The sequence below is a fragment of the Variovorax sp. dw_308 genome, from assembly GCF_019207085.1.
In the GTDB taxonomy this organism is placed as follows: Bacteria; Pseudomonadota; Gammaproteobacteria; order Burkholderiales; family Burkholderiaceae_C; genus Variovorax.
Genome location: NZ_JAATOM010000036.1, coordinates 16495 through 33914 on the forward strand (window position 1 = coordinate 16495; position 17420 = coordinate 33914).

The following is a 17420-nucleotide window of genomic DNA, read 5'->3' on the forward strand; positions in this document are numbered from 1 at the left end:
TATGGTCGGGCGGAGGGCCAAAAGAGGGACCACCCCAAGCGGGTGGAGGGGGCGTGCGTTCGATCGGGGAAAACGACTGAACCAAACGATCCTTCACTCAAGAGGTCGCATGGCCGACACGTTGTTGGCGGTGTAATTTGCCGCGTAGGCGAATCTGCCCGTCGGGTCCGATGGCCACTGAGCAGGGCGCGGACTTTGGGTTGAGTCTTGGCCGTGACCGCGTGGCCCGCGCCACTGAAGATCGCGGACATCGCCGCGACCGTACCGGTCACCAGGATTGGGCTCGAAAAGCGTCCTGGTTATTGTCTCGACATGGCATCCTGCCGATAGTCGCTCGGAGTGAGCCCGGTGAGGCGGCGGAACGCGCGGCTGAAATTGCCGGTGTCTGCAAAACCGAGCCGCTGCGCCACCTCACTGACGGTGGCCTTGCTGCCGATGAGCAGTTGGCACGCGACCTCGATGCGGATCTTCTGGGCCAAGTCCCGGAACTGCAGGTTCTCGCGCTTCAGGCCCCGGTCGATGGTGCGCGGCGAGACGTTCATCCGGCGCGCGAGCGCGTCCAGCGTGAGGTGCTGGCCCTGGGACTCGCGCAGCATCATCATGACAAATTCGCCCCATTGCTCGCCAGGACCTGGCGGGCGAAGCCGGGGGCCGCAACGCTCTTCGACCTGCTGCACCACCAGGGGCGCCCACATGGGCAGCGGCTTGTCCAGCATGGCGCTGCTCATCAGCGCGATGACACCAGGCACCGCCGACTCGTCGAACGCAAAGCGCGAAGGCGCCAGCCTGAAGTAGCGCTGGTGGTGCGGCGGCACCGGCATCGACAGCCGGTAGTCGCCGCCACCGGTCTCCGGTCCCACCAGCAACTGCACCTGGTTCTCCAGCGATACCGAAAGCAGCTCCAGGAAGAAGCGCATCGTCTCGAGCGGCAGCGCGGTGACGGGACTGAACACCACTTCGCCGACCTGCCCGCGGCGTTTGTAGCTCATGGTGAACAGCTCGTTCATCAGGTGGTAGTAGCGGCAGGCCAACTGGATCGCATGCTCGAGGTTGCGGCAACTGATCAGGCCATAGCCCAGGATGTCGTGCGAGTTGAGCTTGACCAGGCGGCCTATCTCGAAGCCCAGGTCCGTGCGGCCGGTGAGGCGGCGCATCGACACCAGCAGATCGTTGACCTGCGCCGGCAGCAAGCGCGTGTCCGGCCGCTCGAAGTTCGTGCGGTCGATGTGCGCGCAGCGCAGCACCTCGTCGATGTCCACGCCTGTTTCCGCCAGCGAATTGCACAGCTGCACGAAGTAGCGGGCAGGCACCGTCACCCCGTTGGCCGGGGGAGCTCGGCGATGCATCGCGGGGTCGGGGTTATCACTCATGTGTCGGAAAGTGACAAACAGATGTCAGCGTTTGATAGCGCGCGAATTCGGCGACTTTCCGATCATTGGTGCCAGCCAACGCGGCAAAGCCTGCTTGCAAATGCTACGCCACCTTCCACGAACTTCAATGCCGGACCAACCCATGCTGCACGAGCAGATCCTCACCAGCGTCATCGACGACGAATCGGTGCCGTGGATTCCCTTCGCACCGTATGCGGACAACGTCCTGCTGAAGTACTTCAGGCTGGACCCGGTCCGCGGCGAAATGATCGTGATGATGAAGATGCCCGCCGGCATCCGCATGCCCAGGCACCACCACTCGGGCACCGTGATCGCCTACACGCTCGAGGGCCGCTGGAAGTACCTGGAGCACGACTGGATCGCGGGCCCCGGCAGCGTCGTCTACGAGACCGCCGCTTCCAGCCACACGCCGCAGGCCCAGCCGGGTCATGGCGACGTCGTCCTGCTGACGATCGTGACCGGCGACCTGGTCTTCCTCGACGAGAACGACAAGGTGATCGCGATGGAGAACTGGAAGACCAGCCTGGGGCGCTACCTGACCTTTTGCAGGAACGCATCCATCACCCCCAGGGACCTCACGGCCTTCGGCTGAGGCCGCCGCACAAGAGCACCGGACCTTTCTTTCACAAGCCCTGCAACCACCACGGGACTCGCGTCCCGCTTCCAACAACAAGACCCGAGGAGTATTTTCATGCCCCACCCAGATACACGCCAGTTCGAGGCAACCCGTCGGCTCTCAGCCGTGGCGAGCGCGGCGCTTTCCTTCCTTCTGTTCGCGTCGGCTTCCCATGCAGCGGAGATCGATGTCGGAAATCCGGACCTCAGCATTCGCTGGGACAACACGCTGCGCTACAACGTGGGGGTGCGCACGCAGGCGCAGGATCCGGCGATCCTGGGCAACCCGAACCTGGACGACGGCGACCGCAACTTCAAGAAGGGTTCGCTGATCGCCAACCGGATCGACCTGCTGAGCGAGTTCGACGTGGTGTACCAGAAGAAGTACGGCTTCCGCGTGAGCGGCGCGGCCTGGTACGACGATGCCTACAGCCACCTGGACAACCGCAACAACGCCACCGCCAACACGCTGCGCTACGGCGTGCCCACCGCGGGCGCGCTGTCCGACTACACCTCGCGCTATGCCAAGGGCCCCTCGGGCGAACTGCTCGATGCCTTCGTGTTCGGCAATGCCACCTTCGGCGAGACCGACGTGAACCTGCGTCTGGGCAAGACCACGGTGTACTGGGGCGAGAGCCTGTTGGGCGGCGGCGCGATCCACGGCATCAGCTACGGCCAGTACTCGCTCGACCTTTGGAAGGCCTATGCCACGCCGGGCATCGAGGCCAAGGAGATCTATCGCCCGCGCAACTCGATGACCCTGCAGGTGCAACCAACGCCCACGCTGTCGCTGTCGGCCCAGACCTTCTTCGATTGGGAAAGCGTTCGCTACCCGGAGTCGGGCAGCTACCTGACGGTGAACGACGCGCTGCTTCACGGCGGCGACTCTCTCATCGCCGGTCCCGGCCAGCGCGCGCTGCAGACCGAGGGCGGCGACCCGAAGAAGACCGGTGACTTCGGCTTCGCGGCACGCTGGAGCCCCGAGTGGCTGGACGGCACCGCCGGCGCCTACGCGCGACGCACCGCGGACATCCAGCCGCAACTGGCCCTGGTGCCTGCCGTCGCTGGCGGCGTGCCCGCGGCAGCATGCGCCAAGGCCGGCCTGCGCGCCATAGGCCCGACGACCTGCTACGTCAACCCTGCCGCAGCCACGCTGCCCATGATCCAGGCCGGCTATGTCGGCCAGTACCAGGCCTTCTACGGCCGCGACATCGACATTTTCGGCCTGAGCCTGGCAAAGAACGTCGCCGGCATCAGCGTGGGCGCCGAGCTCAGCTACCGCCACAACATGCCGTTGCAGAGCGTGCCGGTGACGGTGCTGCCGGCGGCGCTGGTGAATCCCGCGTCAGGCGCGGTCTCGCTGGCACAACTGGCCCAGTTCGGCGGCGACGCGCCGGGTGCGCGCGGCAATACCGTGCATGGCGTCTTCAACCTGCTGGGGGTCGTCTCCAAGACCGCGCTGTTCGACTCTGCCTCCTGGAATGCCGAACTGGTGTGGAACCGCTGGACCAGCGTGAGCCAGAACCCCGGCGCCTTCAAGGGCAGTGCGGCCTATGCAGCGAACCCCGCCAATGTCGACGCGGTGACCCGCGACTTCTTCGGCCTGGGCCTGAACTTCACGCCGACCTGGTATCAGGTGTTCCCGAGCGTCGATATTTCCATGCCGCTGAGCTGGGCTGCCGGCCTGTCGGGCAATTCGGCCGTCACCTCGGGCGGCAACAAGGGCGCCGGTTCCTTCGGCATCGGCATCACCGCCGACGTGCGCTCCAAGTACAGCTTCAGCCTGCGCTATGTGGGCTTCTACGGCAACTACAGCACCACGCCGACGGGTGCCCTCAACGTCGCGCAAGGCACCAGCGCGTCGCTCGCCGACCGCGGCCACGTGCTTTTCACCTTCAAGACGACCTTCTGAGTCGGTTCCTTCTACTTCCACGGAGACACACATCATGAAAACCCGCACCCTCTTTGCCGGCGCGCTGCTCGCGCTGGCCGCCCAGGCCACCCTGGCCGCCGTCAGCGCCGACGAGGCCAAGAAGCTCGGCAGCACGCTCACGCCCACTGGCGCCGAGCGTGCCGGCAGCGCCGACAAGTCCATCCCCGAATACACCGGTGGGCTGACCACGCCGCCCGCCGGCTACCAGAAGGGCTCGGGCATCCGCCCCGACCCCTATGAAGCCGAGAAGCCCCTGTTCTCCATCACCGGCCAGAACATGGGCCAGTACGAGGCAAAGCTCACCGCCGGCACCAGGGAACTGCTGAAGAAGTACCCCAGCATGCGTGTGGACGTGTACCCCTCGCACCGCTCGGTCGCCTTCCCGAAGTACGTGGTCGACAACACGGTGAAGAACGCCACCTCGGTCAAGACCACCGATGATGGCGTGGGCCTGGAAGGCACCTTCGCCGGCATCCCGTTCCCGATCCCCAAGACCGGCAACGAGGTGATGTGGAACCACCTGCTGCGCTACACCGGCCAGAGCTACTACACGCAGTACGACTCGATCAACGTGGATTCGTCGGGCAAGGCCGTGCTGGCCACCACCGGGCAGATCTACATGGACTACCCGTACTACGACCCCAAGCGCAGCGGCCCGTCGGCGGAGAACGACATCTACTTCCGCACCAAGATCGCCTACACCGCACCGGCGCGCCGTGCCGGCGAGGCCCTGCTGGTCCAGGACTACATCAACCCGATGAAGAACGGCCGCCGCGCCTGGCAGTACCTGCCCGGCCAGCGTCGCGTGAAGCTGGCACCGGACATCGCCTACGACACGCCAAACCCCGGCGCGGCCGGTGCCTCCACCTACGACGACGCCTGGGTCTTCAACGGCGCGATGGACCGCTATGACTTCAAGCTGGTGGGCAAGAAGGAGATGCTGGTCCCCTACAACGCCTTCAAGCTGGTCTATGCCAAGGACCCGTATGCGGTGACCACGCCCAACCATATCAACCCCGACTTCGTGCGCTGGGAAGCGCACCGGGTGTGGGTGGTGGAGGCCACGCTGAAGGCCGACAAGCGCCACATCTACGCCAAGCGCACCTTCTACGTCGACGAGGACAGCTGGGTCGCCGTGGCCGCGGACATGTACGACGCCCGTGGCCAGCTCTACCGCGCCGGCTTCGTCTACACCAACCCTGCCTACGAGCTGCCGGCACCTGCCGCGATGGGCCAGTCCTTCCACGACTTCACCAGCGGCAGCTACAACATGATCGGCCTGCTGGGCGCCTACGACGTCGGCGTGAAGTTCATGGATCCGCTGTCGGCCAACGCCTGGTCCGCCGATGCGCTGGCCGGCGCCGGCGTGCGCTGAGGCGGGAGCGATCATGCAACGCAGAAGCGTGCTGCTGGCCGCGCTGGCCGCCGCCAGTAGCACCGCAGTCCGGGCGGTCGAGGTGTCCGAGCGGCCGGCGCGCCTGAGCGCACTGGCGTCCCGGCGGCTCGTCACCGGGATTGCGCGCGCCGACGGCCTGCTGGTCGCCGTCGGCCAGCGCGGCCACATCGTGGTCTCCTCCGATGGCGGCCAGACCTGGGCCCAGGCGACGGTGCCGGTGAGCAGCGACTTGACCGCAGTGCGCTTCGTCGATGCCAAGGTGGGCTACGTCACGGGCCATGACGGGCTGGTGCTGGGCACGCGCGATGGCGCCCGCAGCTGGATCCGCCTGCTTGATGGCCGGAGGGCCAACACGCTGGTGCTTGAGCAGATGAAAACGCGGGCCGCTGCCGCGGACGCTTCCGAGCAGGACCGCAAGCTGCTCGGCGAAGCGCAACGCAACCAGGAGGCCGGGCCCGACAAGCCCTTCCTCGACCTGCATTTCTCCAATGCCGACGAGGGCTTCGTGGTGGGCGCCTACGGCCTGGTCATGCACACCGCCGATGGCGGTCGCAACTGGACCTCCTGGTATGACCGCGTCGACAACCCGCAACTGCTCAACCTCTATGCGGTCTGCGCCTTCCAGGGCAGCCACTACATCGCGGGCGAGGGCGGGCTGCTGCTCAAGCTCGATCGCGACGGCAAGCGCTTCCGTGCGCTCGCCTCGCCCTACAAGGGCAGCTTCTTCGGCATCGTGGCCACCAGCGCGGGCGTGCTGGCCTACGGCATGCGCGGCAACGCCTTCCTGAGCGAGGACGAAGGCGCGAGCTGGAAGCCGGTGCGCAGCGGCCTCGCCGCCAGCATCGTCGCCAGCGCCGTCCATGGTGTCGACGCCGACGGCACGCTGGCACTGGTCGATCAGGGCGGCGGCATCGTCGTCAGCGGCGACGGTGGCCGCAACTTCGCGAGCGCGCCAATCCGCTCGCCCATGGCGCTGGCCGCAGTGGCCTTCAGCGCCAAGACCCAACTCGTCGTGGGCGGTCCCGCCGGCCTGCGCACCATCGAGCTGACACCCAAGGACAAGCCATGACCCCCTCCACCACCCAAGAGCAGATGCCGGTGGTGCGCGAGCTCGCCGACTTCCCGCGCAACTCGGGCAACTGGCTCGAGCGCGCCGTCTTCAACCATCGCCTGCTCGTCACACTGGCCTGCCTCGTCGCCACGCTGGTGCTGGGCTTCCTGGCCACGCGCGTGTCGCTCAACGCCAGCTTCGACAAGATGATCCCGGTGGGTCATCCCTACATCCAGAACTACCTGCAGAACCGCAGCGAGCTGCGCGGCATGGGCAACACGCTGCGAGTGGTGGTGGAAAGCGAGAAGGGCGACATCTTCGATGCGCGCTACCTCGATGCGCTCAAGCACATCAACGACGACTTGTTCCTCATGCAGGGCGTGGACCGCGCCTGGGTCAAGTCGCTGTGGACCCCGGCCACGCGCTGGACCGAGGTGACCGAAGAAGGCTTCCAGGGCGGCCCGGTGATGCCCGACAACTTCGACGGCAAGGCCACCAGCGTCGACAAGCTCAAGCTCAATGTTGCGCGCGCCGGCCTGGTCGGCAGCCTGGTGGCCAACGACTTCAAGTCCAGCGCCATCGTGGCGCCATTGCTGGACGGCGGCAAGGACGGCCGGCTCGACTACTGGCGCCTGTCGCACGACATCGAGACGCAGATCCGCGACAAGTACGAGAAGGGCACGGCCGCCGATGGCCAGCCCTGGGGCGTGAAGGTGCACGTGATCGGCTTTGCCAAGATCATCGGCGACCTGCTCGATGGTCTGGTGCAGGTGATGGCTTATTTCGGCATCGCCACGCTGATCGCCGGCCTGCTGCTGTACGGCTACACGCGCTGCCTGCGCAGCACCGCCATGGTGTTGGCCTGCTCGCTGATCGCGGTGCTGTGGCAGGTGGGGCTGGTGCAGCTGGTGGGGCTGGAGCTGGACCCGTACTCCATGCTGGTGCCCTTCCTGGTGTTCGCCATCGGCGTGAGCCATGGCGCGCAGAAGATGAACGGCATCATGCAGGACATCGGCCGCGGCACGCACCGGCTGGTGGCCGCGCGCTACACCTTCCGGCGCCTGTTCCTGGCCGGCGTCACGGCATTGCTGGCGGACGCGGTGGGCTTCGGCGTGCTGATGCTGATCCCGATCCCGGTGATCCGCGAACTCGCGCTCACGGCCAGCATCGGTGTCGCGGTGCTGATCTTCACCAACCTGCTGCTGCTGCCGGTGCTGCTGTCATACGTGGGCGTGAGCCCGAAGGCGGCCGCGCGCAGCCTGCAGGTGGAGCAGGCCCAAGCGGCGGGGCAGGGCGGACGCCTGTGGGCCGTGCTGGACAACTTCGCGGCCAGGCGCAGTTGGGCGCTGGCCGCGGTGCTGGGCTCGCTCGCGCTTGGCGTCGTGGGCTTCGCCATCAGCCTCAAGCTGCAGGTGGGCGACCTCGACCCGGGCGCACCGGAGCTGCGCCCCGACTCGCGCTACAACCGCGACAACGCCTACGTGGCGAAGAACTATTCACTCTCGAGCGACCTGTTCGCCGTGATCGTCAAGACGCCCAAGGAAGGCTGCCTGAAGTACGCCACGCTGGAGCACGTGGACCGCCTGGCCTGGGAGCTGCAGCAGCTGCCCGAGGTGCGAACGACGGTTTCGCTCACGGACGTGGTGCGCCAGATCACCGCCGGTTCCTTCGAGGGCAACCCCAAGTGGCAGACCATCTCGCGCAACCAGGACATCCTGAACTACGGCGCGCAGCAGGCCACGGTGAACAACCCCGAGATGTTCAACGTCGAGTGCTCGGTGATGCCACTGGTGGCCTACCTGAGCGACCACAAGGCGGCCACCCTGCAGAAGGTGCTGCGCGTGGTGGAGGACTTCGTGAAGGCCAACCCGACCGACCCGGCGCTGGTGCAGGTGCTGCCCGCGGCGGGCTCCGCGGGCATCGAGGCGGCCACCAACATCGTGGTGCACGAGGCCAACCGCACCATGCTGTTCTACGTGTACGCGGCGGTCATCGCGCTGTGCTTCCTGACCTTCCGCTCCTGGCGCGCGGTGCTGGTGGCGGTGATCCCGCTGGTCCTCACCTCGATCCTTTGCGAGGCGCTGATGGTATGGCTGGGCATCGGCGTGAAGGTGGCCACATTGCCGGTGATCGCGCTGGGCGTGGGCATCGGGGTGGACTATGCGCTGTACCTGCTGAGCGTGCAGCTCGCCGGGCAGCGTCGCGGCCTCACCTTGGCCAAGGCGTATGCCGAAGCGGTGACCTTCACCGGTCGCGTGGTGGCGCTGGTCGGCGTGACCCTGGCCGCGGGCGTCATCACCTGGGCTTTCTCGCCCATCAAGTTCCAGGCCGACATGGGCATCCTGCTGACCTTCATGTTCGTCTGGAACATGGTCGGCGCGCTGGTGCTGATCCCGGCCCTGTCGCACTTCCTCTTGAATGACCGGCATTTCAAGCCGGTTCCCTCTGCAACCACCGCCGGCGCCGATCTCGCGGCGACGCCGGCCTGACAAGAACCCATCAAGGAACGACGATGAACGGACTCATGATGCAGCAGCCGCTGCTGATCTCCTCACTTCTGATCCATGCCGAGCGGCACCACGGCGAGCAGGAAATCGTCTCGCGCCGCGTCGAAGGCGACATCCACCGCTACACCTTTGCCGACTTGGCCGCGCGCTCGCGGCGCATGGCCAATGCGCTGGTGTCGCTGGGCGTGAAGCCCTCCGATCGCGTCGGCACGCTGGCCTGGAACGGCCACCGGCACATGGAGCTGTACTACGCGGTGTCCGGCTCCGGCGCGGTGCTGCACACGCTCAATCCCCGCCTGCACGCGGACCAGGTGGTGTGGATCGCCGACCATGCCGAGGACCAGGTGCTGTTCTTCGACCTGAGCTTCCTGCCGCTGGTGGAGGCCATTGCACCGCGCGTCAAGACCATCCGCCATTTCGTGGCGATGACAGACCGCGCGCACATGCCGGCGCAAAGCAGCATCCCCGCACTGCTGTGCTATGAGGACCTGATCGCTGACGCCAGCGACACGTTCGCCTGGCCCGAGTTCGACGAGAACACCGCCTCGTCGCTTTGCTACACCTCGGGCACCACGGGCAATCCCAAGGGCGTGCTCTACAGCCACCGTTCGACTCTCCTGCACACCTTCGCCGCGGCGCTTCCCGATGCCCTGAACTGTGCGGCGAGCGATGTGATCCTGCCGGTGGTGCCGATGTTCCATGTCAACGCCTGGGGGTTGCCGTACGTCGCCTGCATGGTGGGCGCCAAGCTGGTGTACCCGGGCCCGGCACTGGATGGCAAATCGCTGCACGAGCTCTTCGAGAGCGAGGGCGTCACCCTGTCGGCGGGCGTGCCCACGGTCTGGCAGGGCTTGCTCGCGCATGTGGAATCGAACGACTTGAAGTTCAGCACCATGCGCCGCACCATCATCGGCGGCTCGGCCTGCCCGCCCGCCATGATGCGAACCTTCCAGGAGCGCCACGGTGTGGCCGTTCTGCACGCCTGGGGCATGACCGAGCTCAGCCCCATCGGCACCGTGTGCAGCTTCAAGCCTGCGCAACGCGCGCTGTCCGAGCACGGGCGCTACGCGGTGCAGGCCAAGCAGGGCCGGGCCGTCTTCGGCATCGACATGAAGATCGTCGGCGAGGACGGCCATGAATTGCCCTGGGACGGCCAGTCCAGTGGCGACCTGTACGTGCGCGGGCCCTGGGTGGTGGGGCACTACTTCCGCATGGCGGACAAGTCGCCGCTGGTCGTGACGGGCAACAAGGGCTGGTTCCCCACCGGCGACGTCGCGACCATCGACCCCCTCGGCACCATGCAGATCACCGACCGCAGCAAGGACGTGATCAAGTCCGGCGGCGAATGGATCGGCTCGATCGACCTGGAGAACGTCGCCATGGCGCACCCGCAGGTGGCGATGGCGGCCTGCATCGCGGTGGCCCACCCGAAGTGGGACGAGCGGCCGCTGCTGGTCGTGGTGAAGAAGCCGGACCAGACCCTGACGCGCGAGGAACTGCTGGCCTTCTACGACGGCAAGATCGCCAGGTGGTGGACGCCCGACGACGTGGTCTTCGTCGATGCCATCCCGCTGGGTGCCACCGGCAAGATGCTCAAGAACAAGCTGCGCGAGCAGTTCAAGGAGCACAGGCTGCCGACCGCCTGAGCGCTGACGCCCTCAGGCGACAGCGTCTTCGTCGATCACCAGCCCCATCATCCGCGCCCGGTCGACGGCATGCCGCCGCGAGCCGGCCGACAGCTTGGCGAAGAGATTTTTCAGGTGCCACTTGACGGTCTCGTCGCCGACGTCCATGGCCTTGGCGATGTGCTTGTTGGAGTGGCCGGCCGCGACCAGGCGCAGCACCTCGGCTTCCTTGGGTGTGAGCAAGCCGCCCGGGCTCGCCGCGGGCTTGCGGGGCGGCGTGTGCGCGGGCGGTAGCGCGGTTGACGCGGCGGCCGGCGCCTGGCGCGCATCGGCGGCCTCGAGTCTCCGGCGCAGCGCGAGGACCGCCGGATGGGCTTCTTCCACGAGCCGCAGGCAGCCACGCATCGCGCCGATGCTCAGCGCTTCCGCAAGCAGGGGCAGCGCCCGCTCCGATCCCGCCAGCTCGGCCGCGACCGCGCGCAAGGCCTGGACCGTGACCGCCTCGCGCGCGAAGTTGGCGGCGCGCGCCAGCTCGGCCGCGTCCGAAAGTTCAGCCTGCGCGCTGGCGCCGTCGAATCGCGCGATGGCCAGCAGCGCGCGTGCGAGCGCGCAGCGCAGCTTGTACTCGCGCAGGAAGGGCAGGTACTCGGGCCCCTCGAAGGTGGGCGCCAGCGCCTCGAGGGTCGGCATCAGCGCCGTCGCCGATTCGACGTGTCCCTTGCACGCGTGCAGGTGGATGCGCATCGCCAGACCCGCAAGCACCAGCCGCGGCATGGACCGGGCACGCCCGTCGGCCTCCATGCTGCCCAGCACCCCCAGCGCACGGCGTTCGTCGCCCTGCGCGGCCGCGAGCCTTACCCGCGTTTCATAGGCGAGCAGGATCGCGTCGGGAAACACGAAGCGCTCCATCACGTCCACCCGATGGGCGAGCAGGGCCTCGGCGCGCGCGACCTCGTCGCGTTCCAGCAGCGCTGCCGCCATGCCAACGGCGTGCAGGCACGCGACGGTGCTGCGCCGGCCCTGGGTCCGCTCCGCATGCGCGAGCGGGCCCTGCAGCAGTTCCTCCACGCGGATCGGGTCGCCCTCGCGCAGCAGGGCCACCGCCAGGTAGAGCCGGGAGATCGAGAACACCAGCGCCAGCGTGCGGTTGTCGGCGGCCTCGGGGGCGGGGCTGGTGTCCATGGCATGCACCTGCGCGAGCTCGCCACTGGCCACCGCTACCACTGCGCAGGTGTTGAAGTAGGACTGCCGGTGAACCGGGTCGACCACGTAGTCCGGCAGCGTCGGCCAGCGCGCCATGATGGCCGGGATCAGCCCGATCCGGTCCGCGCAGGCCTCGGCGCAGGATGCGACCAGCGCGGCCATGAAAGTCATGGCGGGTTCGGTCGATGGATCGCGCAGGACTTCGTCCGCCGTCCGGCGCGCTTCGTCGGGACGATTGCCGAGTGCCATGACCCAGGCTCCGATCAGCCGGAGCTGGACGTTGTCGGCCAGCGTTTCCGGCGCCAAGTGGGGGATCCATTGCAGCGCTTCCGCGAGGTCGCCGCTGGTGGCCACCGACCACAGGCCTTGGCTCGCGCAAGCCTGGGCGAGCGGCTCGTCCTTTGCCGCGAGCGCGTGCCGCGCTGCGTCCGGAAAGAACCGGCGCTGCGCCAGCCACTGGGCGGCGCGCAGGTGCAGTTGCGTTCTTTCCGCCTCGGGAAGCTGCTCGAAGCGGCCCAGCAGGAAGTCGCGCGCGAGCGCGTGCAGCCGCATCCACCCTTGCGCCTCGGTCACGGTGAAGATCGGCGTGTCCGCCATCATCTGCTCCAGCCATGGCGCCGCCATCGGGCTGCCCGTGGTCGCTTCGCACAGTTCGCGCGACAGGGGGTCGAGGATCGCGATGCGCGTCAGGAAGGCTGCGACGGCTTCGGGAAGGTGGTCGAGCAGCGATTCGATGAAGTAGCGCTCGAGGTCGCCGCTGCGGGCCGACAGCGCCAGCACGGCGGTGTGGTAGTGCGGCGAGCGCTCGATCGCCGCGGCCGCCAGCTGAAGTCCGATCGGCCAACCCTCGGTCATCTCGTGCAGCCTGACGCAGTCGTCGAGCTCGAGGCGCTTGCCGAAGCGCTTGCGCAGCAGGGCGACGGCATCGTCTAGGTCCAGGCGCAGGTCGTCGACGGTGACGCGGGCGCATTCGCCGCGGGCGGTGAGCTCGACGGTGGGCAGCACCAGCGGCACGCGCGTGCCGAGAACCACAGTCAGGTTGGCCGGCGCGTTCATGAGCAGGTAGGCCAGCGCGTCACGCGCCGTCTCCCGCGGCAGGTTCTCGCCGTCGTCAAGGACGATCACGGTGGGCGCGGCCAGGCTGGCAATCTCCGATAGCACCGCGGTCAGCGCATCGAGCGCGCGCTCGGGGTCGTCCCCGTATTCGAGCGCGATGCGGTCGAAGCTGGCGCGGCCGCTGGCGCTGCGCATCGCCTGGGCCAGCACCCGGGCAAAGCGGATCGGGCCGTCCTGCGCATCGAGCGTCGCCCAGGTCACGAGCGCACCGCGCTCGAGCCAGAGCAGGCGCCACTGCACCAGCACCGTGGACTTGCCGAATCCGCCCGGCGCGCACACCTCGATGAACGCGCGTTCGCGCACCTCGTCCCACAGCTGGGCCAGCCGGGGACGCGCGATCACCATGCGATGGGCGCGTGGCGGCGTTGTCTTCAGGACGATGCGGTCTTGGTCCATCGTTGCCGGGGCGGCTGCGCTGCCGAGGCCTCCTGCGGATGCTGTAGGGGCGCCGAGCGTACCGCGAAATCGCGTGCTCGGTGCGGCCGGTCGGGGCCGTCCGGCCCCCCCGTGCCTGGGGGGGTCGAATGCGGCGAGCGCGGATACCTTCGGGGCTTCCCATGGACTACTGGCTCCCCCGAAAGGCAAGCATGAATTTTGAACGCGTGGACACCAGCCTCATGGACGACGACGCGTACCCGTGGATGCCGTTCGCACCGTACAGCGACCGCGTCGAGGTCAAGTACTTCCGGGCCGACCCCATCCGCGGCGAGACCATCGCCCTGCTCAAGGTGCCGCCCGGCATTTCGCTGCCGATGCACCACAACACCGGCACCGTCATCGTCTACACGGTGCAGGGCAGGTGGCGCCACCTGGAAACCGAGTGGGTCGCCGGCCCCGGCAGCGTGGTGTTCGAGCCGGCGTCGTCGCGCCACACCCCGCAGGCCATTGCCGACCAGCAGGGCGATGTGATCGTCCTGAACGTGATCGTCGGGGAGACGCACTACCTCGACGCCCTGGGCAACACCGTCGCCATCGAGAACTGGAAGACCGCGGTGAATCGCTACATCGCCCATTGCAAGGCGCAGGGCCTCCCGCCCAAGGACCTCACCAGCTTCGCCGGCTGATGCACCCTCCCCCCCGGGCTGGGGGGGGTCGAAAAATCCCCAAAACCTAAAGTTCACCCAACCGCTCAATGTCGAGCGCAACAACCCCAGGAGACCCCACATGAGTTCCATCGGCTTCGATCCCAAGTACCTGCAAGGCGGCGACACGCCCTGGCTGCCCTTCACCCCCTACAACGCCGACGTCGGCATCAAGCTGCTGCACGTCGACCAGTCGCGCGGCGAGATGGCCCTGCTGATGCGCGTGCCCGCCGGCACCTTCCTCGGCGCGCACAACCACCGCGGCCGCGTGGTGCTCTACACGATCCAGGGCGGCTGGCGCTACATGGAGCACGACTGGGTCGCGCGTGCCGGCGACTTCGTGTATGAGACTGCCGGCTCGCGCCACAGCTTCCAGGGCGAGGCGGGCGACGACGCACTGCTGTTCGTGCTGCTCGACGGTTCGCTGGAGTTTCTCGACGAGGCCGGCAACGTCGCCGCGATCGAGGACTGGCGCTCGATGCTGGAACGCCTGAACGCGCACTGCGAGGAGACGAACATGCCGGTGCCCGAGCTCTCGGAGTTTCCCCAGGCGACGCACGCCTGATCCCGTCCAACGCCGGAGACACGAAATGAACACACAGGCAATGAGCGGTCGCCGCATCGCCGGCTGGGCTGGCCTTCTGGCGGCGCCGCTGGGACTCTTCAACATCGCCACCTTCCTGTCGGTGACCAACGGGAACACGGAGGCGCTTCTCGATCCGGCCTATGCGCTGGCCCTGCCGGCCTCGGCGCAGGCGGTCTTCACGGCCAGCATGGTCGCCGACACGCTCGGCTTCTATCTGTTGCCGGCGATGCTGGGCGGCTACCTGGCGACCTGCCTGCCCGCCGCGCAGCGCGCCCGGGCAGCGCTCGCCTCGCCGTGCCTGCTGGTCTTCGCGGTCCTCGGCATCCTGGGCGCGCTGCTGCAGATGGCGGCCCTGCCGGCCCTCGCCGCGGCCCACGCTGCGGGCATGCCAGGCGCGGAGGCTGCCTGGGTCGTCATCGTCAACACGGCGCAGAACGGCTTGTGGTGGTTCGAGATGCTGCCCTTCGGGATCTACGCGCTGCTGTGCGGCTCCTCGCTGCGGGCGGCGAAGTTCGGCTTCGGCAGCCTGCTGATCGCCGGCGGCGTCCTCGGGCTGCTCTATTGGGTGCTGACGATTCCAGGCGTGGCCAGCGTGGTGCCAGGCGCCGCCATGGGCGCGGAGACGGCGGGGCTTTTGGCACTGCTCACCATCCTGGCATGGGCCTTCCTGACGGGATGGACGATGCTGCGCAAGGACGCCGGTGCGCTGGACGCGGCTGCACTTGCGAAACCGCTGCCGCAGGCCAACCGCTGAATCACGGCCACGCCTCGCCTCGAAGGAGTCATCCATGAAGCATCTTCGATCCTTCTGGCCCGAGATCGCTGTCGCAGCCTTCGTGCTGATCGTGGCCGCTTCATCGGTCATGGTTCCCCCACCGGAGCGCGACGTCTCGCCGGCTGCCGGGATGCGCAGTGCGCCCAGCTACCCGGAAGCGCCCCTTCGCGCAGGGGCCCTGCTGCCATGAAGAGGTTCCGGATCCAACCAGGAGAAATGAAATGAACATGCAAAGCAACACCCACGCCGAGGGTCCGATCGGCTTTCGCGACACCTCGAAGTCCCACGGCATGGCGATGAACATCATCTACCACCTGTCCTATGTCGTCGGACTCTTCTTCATCATCGGAGAGACGGTCAAGCGCGGGCCGGGCTACTTCGCGATCAACGCGACCACGATGTTCGAAGACTACTTCGGTGGGGCCGTGCTGATTGCGGCGGCCCTGTTCTGGCATCGCCGGCACAGCCTGGCGCCGAAGCTGATGTCGGCGGCCTGGGCCTATTCCCTGGGCGGACTGTTCGTGCCCTTCTTTGCCCATCTCGAAGCGGCGTTGCGCGGCTACACCATGCGTCCGGACCAGCCGTACCAGGACACCGCCTCGATCGTGATCAAAGGGGTTCTGTGGCTCATCTGCCTGGTCTGCGCCTACGTGAGCCTGCGCAGCGGCAACGTTTCCACGGCGGGAGCACGTCGATGAAAAACCTTCGCCGCAACCTGCTGGGCGCGATTGGCCTGCTCGCGCTGTCGGCCAGCATGGGCGGATCGTGGGCGCAGCCTGCTACGCCCGAGGCCCAAGCCACCAGCGCGCAACCCGCGCCGCGCTCTGCCGTCGAACGCCCGCCGAACCTCAAGCTGGTCAACGGCCAGTGGTTCAACGGCACCGAATTCGTGGCCGCCACGATGTACACCGAGGGCGGCGTCTTCCGCGACAAGGAGCCGGCCAGCGTCGACCGGACCATCGACCTGGGCGGCCAGTTCGTCGTCCCGCCGTTCGGCGACGCCCACCTGCACTGGCTCGCGGGCCCAGGAACCCCGGCGTACTTGTCCGAGGTGGTCGCCGCCTCGTTGCGCTACGGCCAGTTCTACGCCCTCGACCTGGGCGGCATTCCCGAGTTCTCCCCGCGCCTGGACCCGCTGGTCAACAAGCCCGACAGCGTCGACTTCGCCAGCGCCCAGCAACGCTGGACGGCCCAGGGCGGCCACGCGCCGGTGCTCTACACCACGCTCGCCAAGCGCGGGGGCATCGGCATGCATGCCGACCACCTGGAGAACGCGGCCTACTTCCTGGTCCAGAGCGTGGCGGACATCGAGCGCGACTGGCCGCTCTTCATGGCCAGCAAGCCCGCCATCGTGAAGCTCGATTTCGTCTCCAGCGAGGAATACGACAAGCGCGCCGACGACCCCGCCTACTACGGCATGCGGGGGATCAATCCGAAGCTGGCGGCCGAGATCGTGCGGCGCGCGCATGCGGCCGGCCTGCGCACCACGGCCCACATCCAGAACGGGCCCGATTTCCACAACGCGCTCGCGGCCGGGGTGGATGCGATCGCCCACATGACGGTCGGCGAATTCACCTTCGCCACCGATCCCAAGACCGGGCAGCCGATGCGCAAGTTCGCGACCAACCAGAACCGTCTCTACGCGATCGCCGAGGAAGACGTCCGCTTCGCCGGCGAGCGCCGCATCCCGGTCACCACCACGCTCGCGCGCCTGGGCAACCTGCGCGCCACCAACCCGGCAGACGTCGCGCTGGTGGAAAAGGAAGTGGTCCTGCCCAACCTGCAACTGATGCGCAAGTACAACGTGCCGGTGCTGATCGGCACCGACGACGTGCCCGTGCTGGACGGCCCGAACAAGGGCAGGGCGCTGTTCGACGAGGCGCTCTATGTGACCAGCCTCGGCGTCTACAGCCCGCCCGAAGTGTTGCGGATGCTGACCGAAACGACGCCCCAGTACATCTTCCCGGGCCGCAAGATCGGCATGCTGCGCGATGGCTACGAGGCGAGCTTCCTGGTCTATGCCGGCAATCCGCTGGACTACCTCAAGGGTGCGGCGCCCGGCTTCCTGGCGCCCGGTGCACTCACCATGCGCTTCAAGCAGGGGCATGCCATCAACGTGGCGGCCGAGAAGGCGCCGTAG

Annotated in this window: 14 protein-coding genes; 12 read left to right on the forward strand and 2 right to left on the reverse strand. The window is 67.6% G+C overall.

Translation table 11 applies throughout. From position 1 onward, the window contains the following. Positions 1–299 precede the first annotated feature (299 nt). Positions 300–1370 (reverse strand): AraC family transcriptional regulator, encoded by a 1071-nt coding sequence (locus tag HCU76_RS33855; RefSeq protein WP_213959616.1) that lies wholly within the window; start codon positions 1368–1370, stop codon positions 300–302. Positions 1371–1512: 142 nt separating this feature from the next. Here HCU76_RS33855 and HCU76_RS33860 point away from each other — a divergent pair, with 142 nt between their 5' ends. The 6 genes from HCU76_RS33860 (at position 1513) to HCU76_RS33885 (ending at position 10539) form a co-directional block, all read left to right on the forward strand. Then, positions 1513–1983, forward strand: a complete 471-nt coding sequence (locus HCU76_RS33860; RefSeq protein WP_213959638.1) for a 2,4'-dihydroxyacetophenone dioxygenase family protein — start codon at positions 1513–1515, stop codon at positions 1981–1983. Between the two features lie 99 nt (positions 1984–2082). Continuing rightward, entirely contained in the window at positions 2083–3918 is a 1836-nt protein-coding gene (locus HCU76_RS33865; protein ID WP_213959617.1) for a DUF1302 domain-containing protein, read from the forward strand. A 34-nt stretch (positions 3919–3952) separates the two neighbouring features. Next, on the forward strand, positions 3953–5314 hold the full coding sequence (locus tag HCU76_RS33870) for a DUF1329 domain-containing protein (protein WP_213959618.1): 1362 nt from the start codon (positions 3953–3955) through the stop codon (positions 5312–5314). A gap of 13 nt (positions 5315–5327) precedes the next feature. Further along, a complete protein-coding gene (locus HCU76_RS33875) occupies positions 5328–6404 on the forward strand; it encodes a YCF48-related protein (RefSeq protein ID WP_213959619.1) in 1077 nt (358 codons plus the stop codon). Beyond that, positions 6401–8875 (forward strand): RND family transporter, encoded by a 2475-nt coding sequence (locus HCU76_RS33880; RefSeq protein WP_213959620.1) that lies wholly within the window; start codon positions 6401–6403, stop codon positions 8873–8875. Before HCU76_RS33875 ends, HCU76_RS33880 begins: the two co-directional genes overlap by 4 nt. Positions 8876–8898: 23 nt before the next feature. Beyond that, positions 8899–10539: a 3-(methylthio)propionyl-CoA ligase gene (locus HCU76_RS33885; protein ID WP_213959621.1), complete on the forward strand. Its 1641-nt coding sequence runs from the start codon at positions 8899–8901 to the stop codon at positions 10537–10539. A gap of 12 nt (positions 10540–10551) precedes the next feature. Here the strand turns inward: HCU76_RS33885 and HCU76_RS33890 are convergent, their stop codons facing one another. Then, on the reverse strand, positions 10552–13233 hold the full coding sequence (locus HCU76_RS33890) for a LuxR C-terminal-related transcriptional regulator (protein ID WP_218511718.1): 2682 nt from the start codon (positions 13231–13233) through the stop codon (positions 10552–10554). Positions 13234–13424: 191 nt separating this feature from the next. Between HCU76_RS33890 and HCU76_RS33895 the strand changes: the two genes are divergently transcribed. The 6 genes from HCU76_RS33895 to HCU76_RS33920 all read left to right on the forward strand — a co-directional run bounded on the left by HCU76_RS33895 (position 13425) and on the right by HCU76_RS33920 (position 17420). Then, on the forward strand, positions 13425–13901 hold the full coding sequence (locus HCU76_RS33895; RefSeq protein WP_218511719.1) for a 2,4'-dihydroxyacetophenone dioxygenase family protein: 477 nt from the start codon (positions 13425–13427) through the stop codon (positions 13899–13901). 100 nt (positions 13902–14001) lie between these two features. Further along, entirely contained in the window at positions 14002–14484 is a 483-nt protein-coding gene (locus HCU76_RS33900) for a 2,4'-dihydroxyacetophenone dioxygenase family protein (RefSeq protein ID WP_213959624.1), read from the forward strand. A 25-nt stretch (positions 14485–14509) separates the two neighbouring features. After that, the gene (locus tag HCU76_RS33905) at positions 14510–15259 is read left to right on the forward strand and encodes a hypothetical protein (RefSeq protein WP_218511720.1); all 750 of its coding nucleotides are present in this window, start codon (positions 14510–14512) and stop codon (positions 15257–15259) included. 34 nt (positions 15260–15293) lie between these two features. After that, entirely contained in the window at positions 15294–15470 is a 177-nt protein-coding gene (locus tag HCU76_RS33910) for a hypothetical protein (RefSeq protein ID WP_213959626.1), read from the forward strand. A 31-nt stretch (positions 15471–15501) separates the two neighbouring features. Further along, entirely contained in the window at positions 15502–15978 is a 477-nt protein-coding gene (locus HCU76_RS33915) for a hypothetical protein (RefSeq protein ID WP_218511721.1), read from the forward strand. After that, positions 15975–17420 (forward strand): amidohydrolase family protein, encoded by a 1446-nt coding sequence (locus HCU76_RS33920; RefSeq protein ID WP_218511722.1) that lies wholly within the window; start codon positions 15975–15977, stop codon positions 17418–17420. The genes HCU76_RS33915 and HCU76_RS33920 overlap by 4 nt, the downstream gene beginning before the upstream one ends.

Excerpts from the sequence above, each read along its gene's own strand:
- HCU76_RS33855 (WP_213959616.1), bottom strand. The coding sequence starts at position 1,370 with ATGAGTGATAACCCCGACCCCGCGATGCATCGCCGAGCTCCCCCGGCC.
- HCU76_RS33860 (WP_213959638.1), top strand. The coding sequence starts at position 1,513 with ATGCTGCACGAGCAGATCCTCACCAGCGTCATCGACGACGAATCGGTG.
- HCU76_RS33865 (WP_213959617.1), top strand. The coding sequence starts at position 2,083 with ATGCCCCACCCAGATACACGCCAGTTCGAGGCAACCCGTCGGCTCTCA.
- HCU76_RS33870 (WP_213959618.1), top strand. The coding sequence starts at position 3,953 with ATGAAAACCCGCACCCTCTTTGCCGGCGCGCTGCTCGCGCTGGCCGCC.
- HCU76_RS33875 (WP_213959619.1), top strand. The coding sequence starts at position 5,328 with ATGCAACGCAGAAGCGTGCTGCTGGCCGCGCTGGCCGCCGCCAGTAGC.
- HCU76_RS33880 (WP_213959620.1), top strand. The coding sequence starts at position 6,401 with ATGACCCCCTCCACCACCCAAGAGCAGATGCCGGTGGTGCGCGAGCTC.
- HCU76_RS33885 (WP_213959621.1), top strand. The coding sequence starts at position 8,899 with ATGAACGGACTCATGATGCAGCAGCCGCTGCTGATCTCCTCACTTCTG.
- HCU76_RS33890 (WP_218511718.1), bottom strand. The coding sequence starts at position 13,233 with ATGGACCAAGACCGCATCGTCCTGAAGACAACGCCGCCACGCGCCCAT.
- HCU76_RS33895 (WP_218511719.1), top strand. The coding sequence starts at position 13,425 with ATGAATTTTGAACGCGTGGACACCAGCCTCATGGACGACGACGCGTAC.
- HCU76_RS33900 (WP_213959624.1), top strand. The coding sequence starts at position 14,002 with ATGAGTTCCATCGGCTTCGATCCCAAGTACCTGCAAGGCGGCGACACG.
- HCU76_RS33905 (WP_218511720.1), top strand. The coding sequence starts at position 14,510 with ATGAACACACAGGCAATGAGCGGTCGCCGCATCGCCGGCTGGGCTGGC.
- HCU76_RS33910 (WP_213959626.1), top strand. The coding sequence starts at position 15,294 with ATGAAGCATCTTCGATCCTTCTGGCCCGAGATCGCTGTCGCAGCCTTC.
- HCU76_RS33915 (WP_218511721.1), top strand. The coding sequence starts at position 15,502 with ATGAACATGCAAAGCAACACCCACGCCGAGGGTCCGATCGGCTTTCGC.
- HCU76_RS33920 (WP_218511722.1), top strand. The coding sequence starts at position 15,975 with ATGAAAAACCTTCGCCGCAACCTGCTGGGCGCGATTGGCCTGCTCGCG.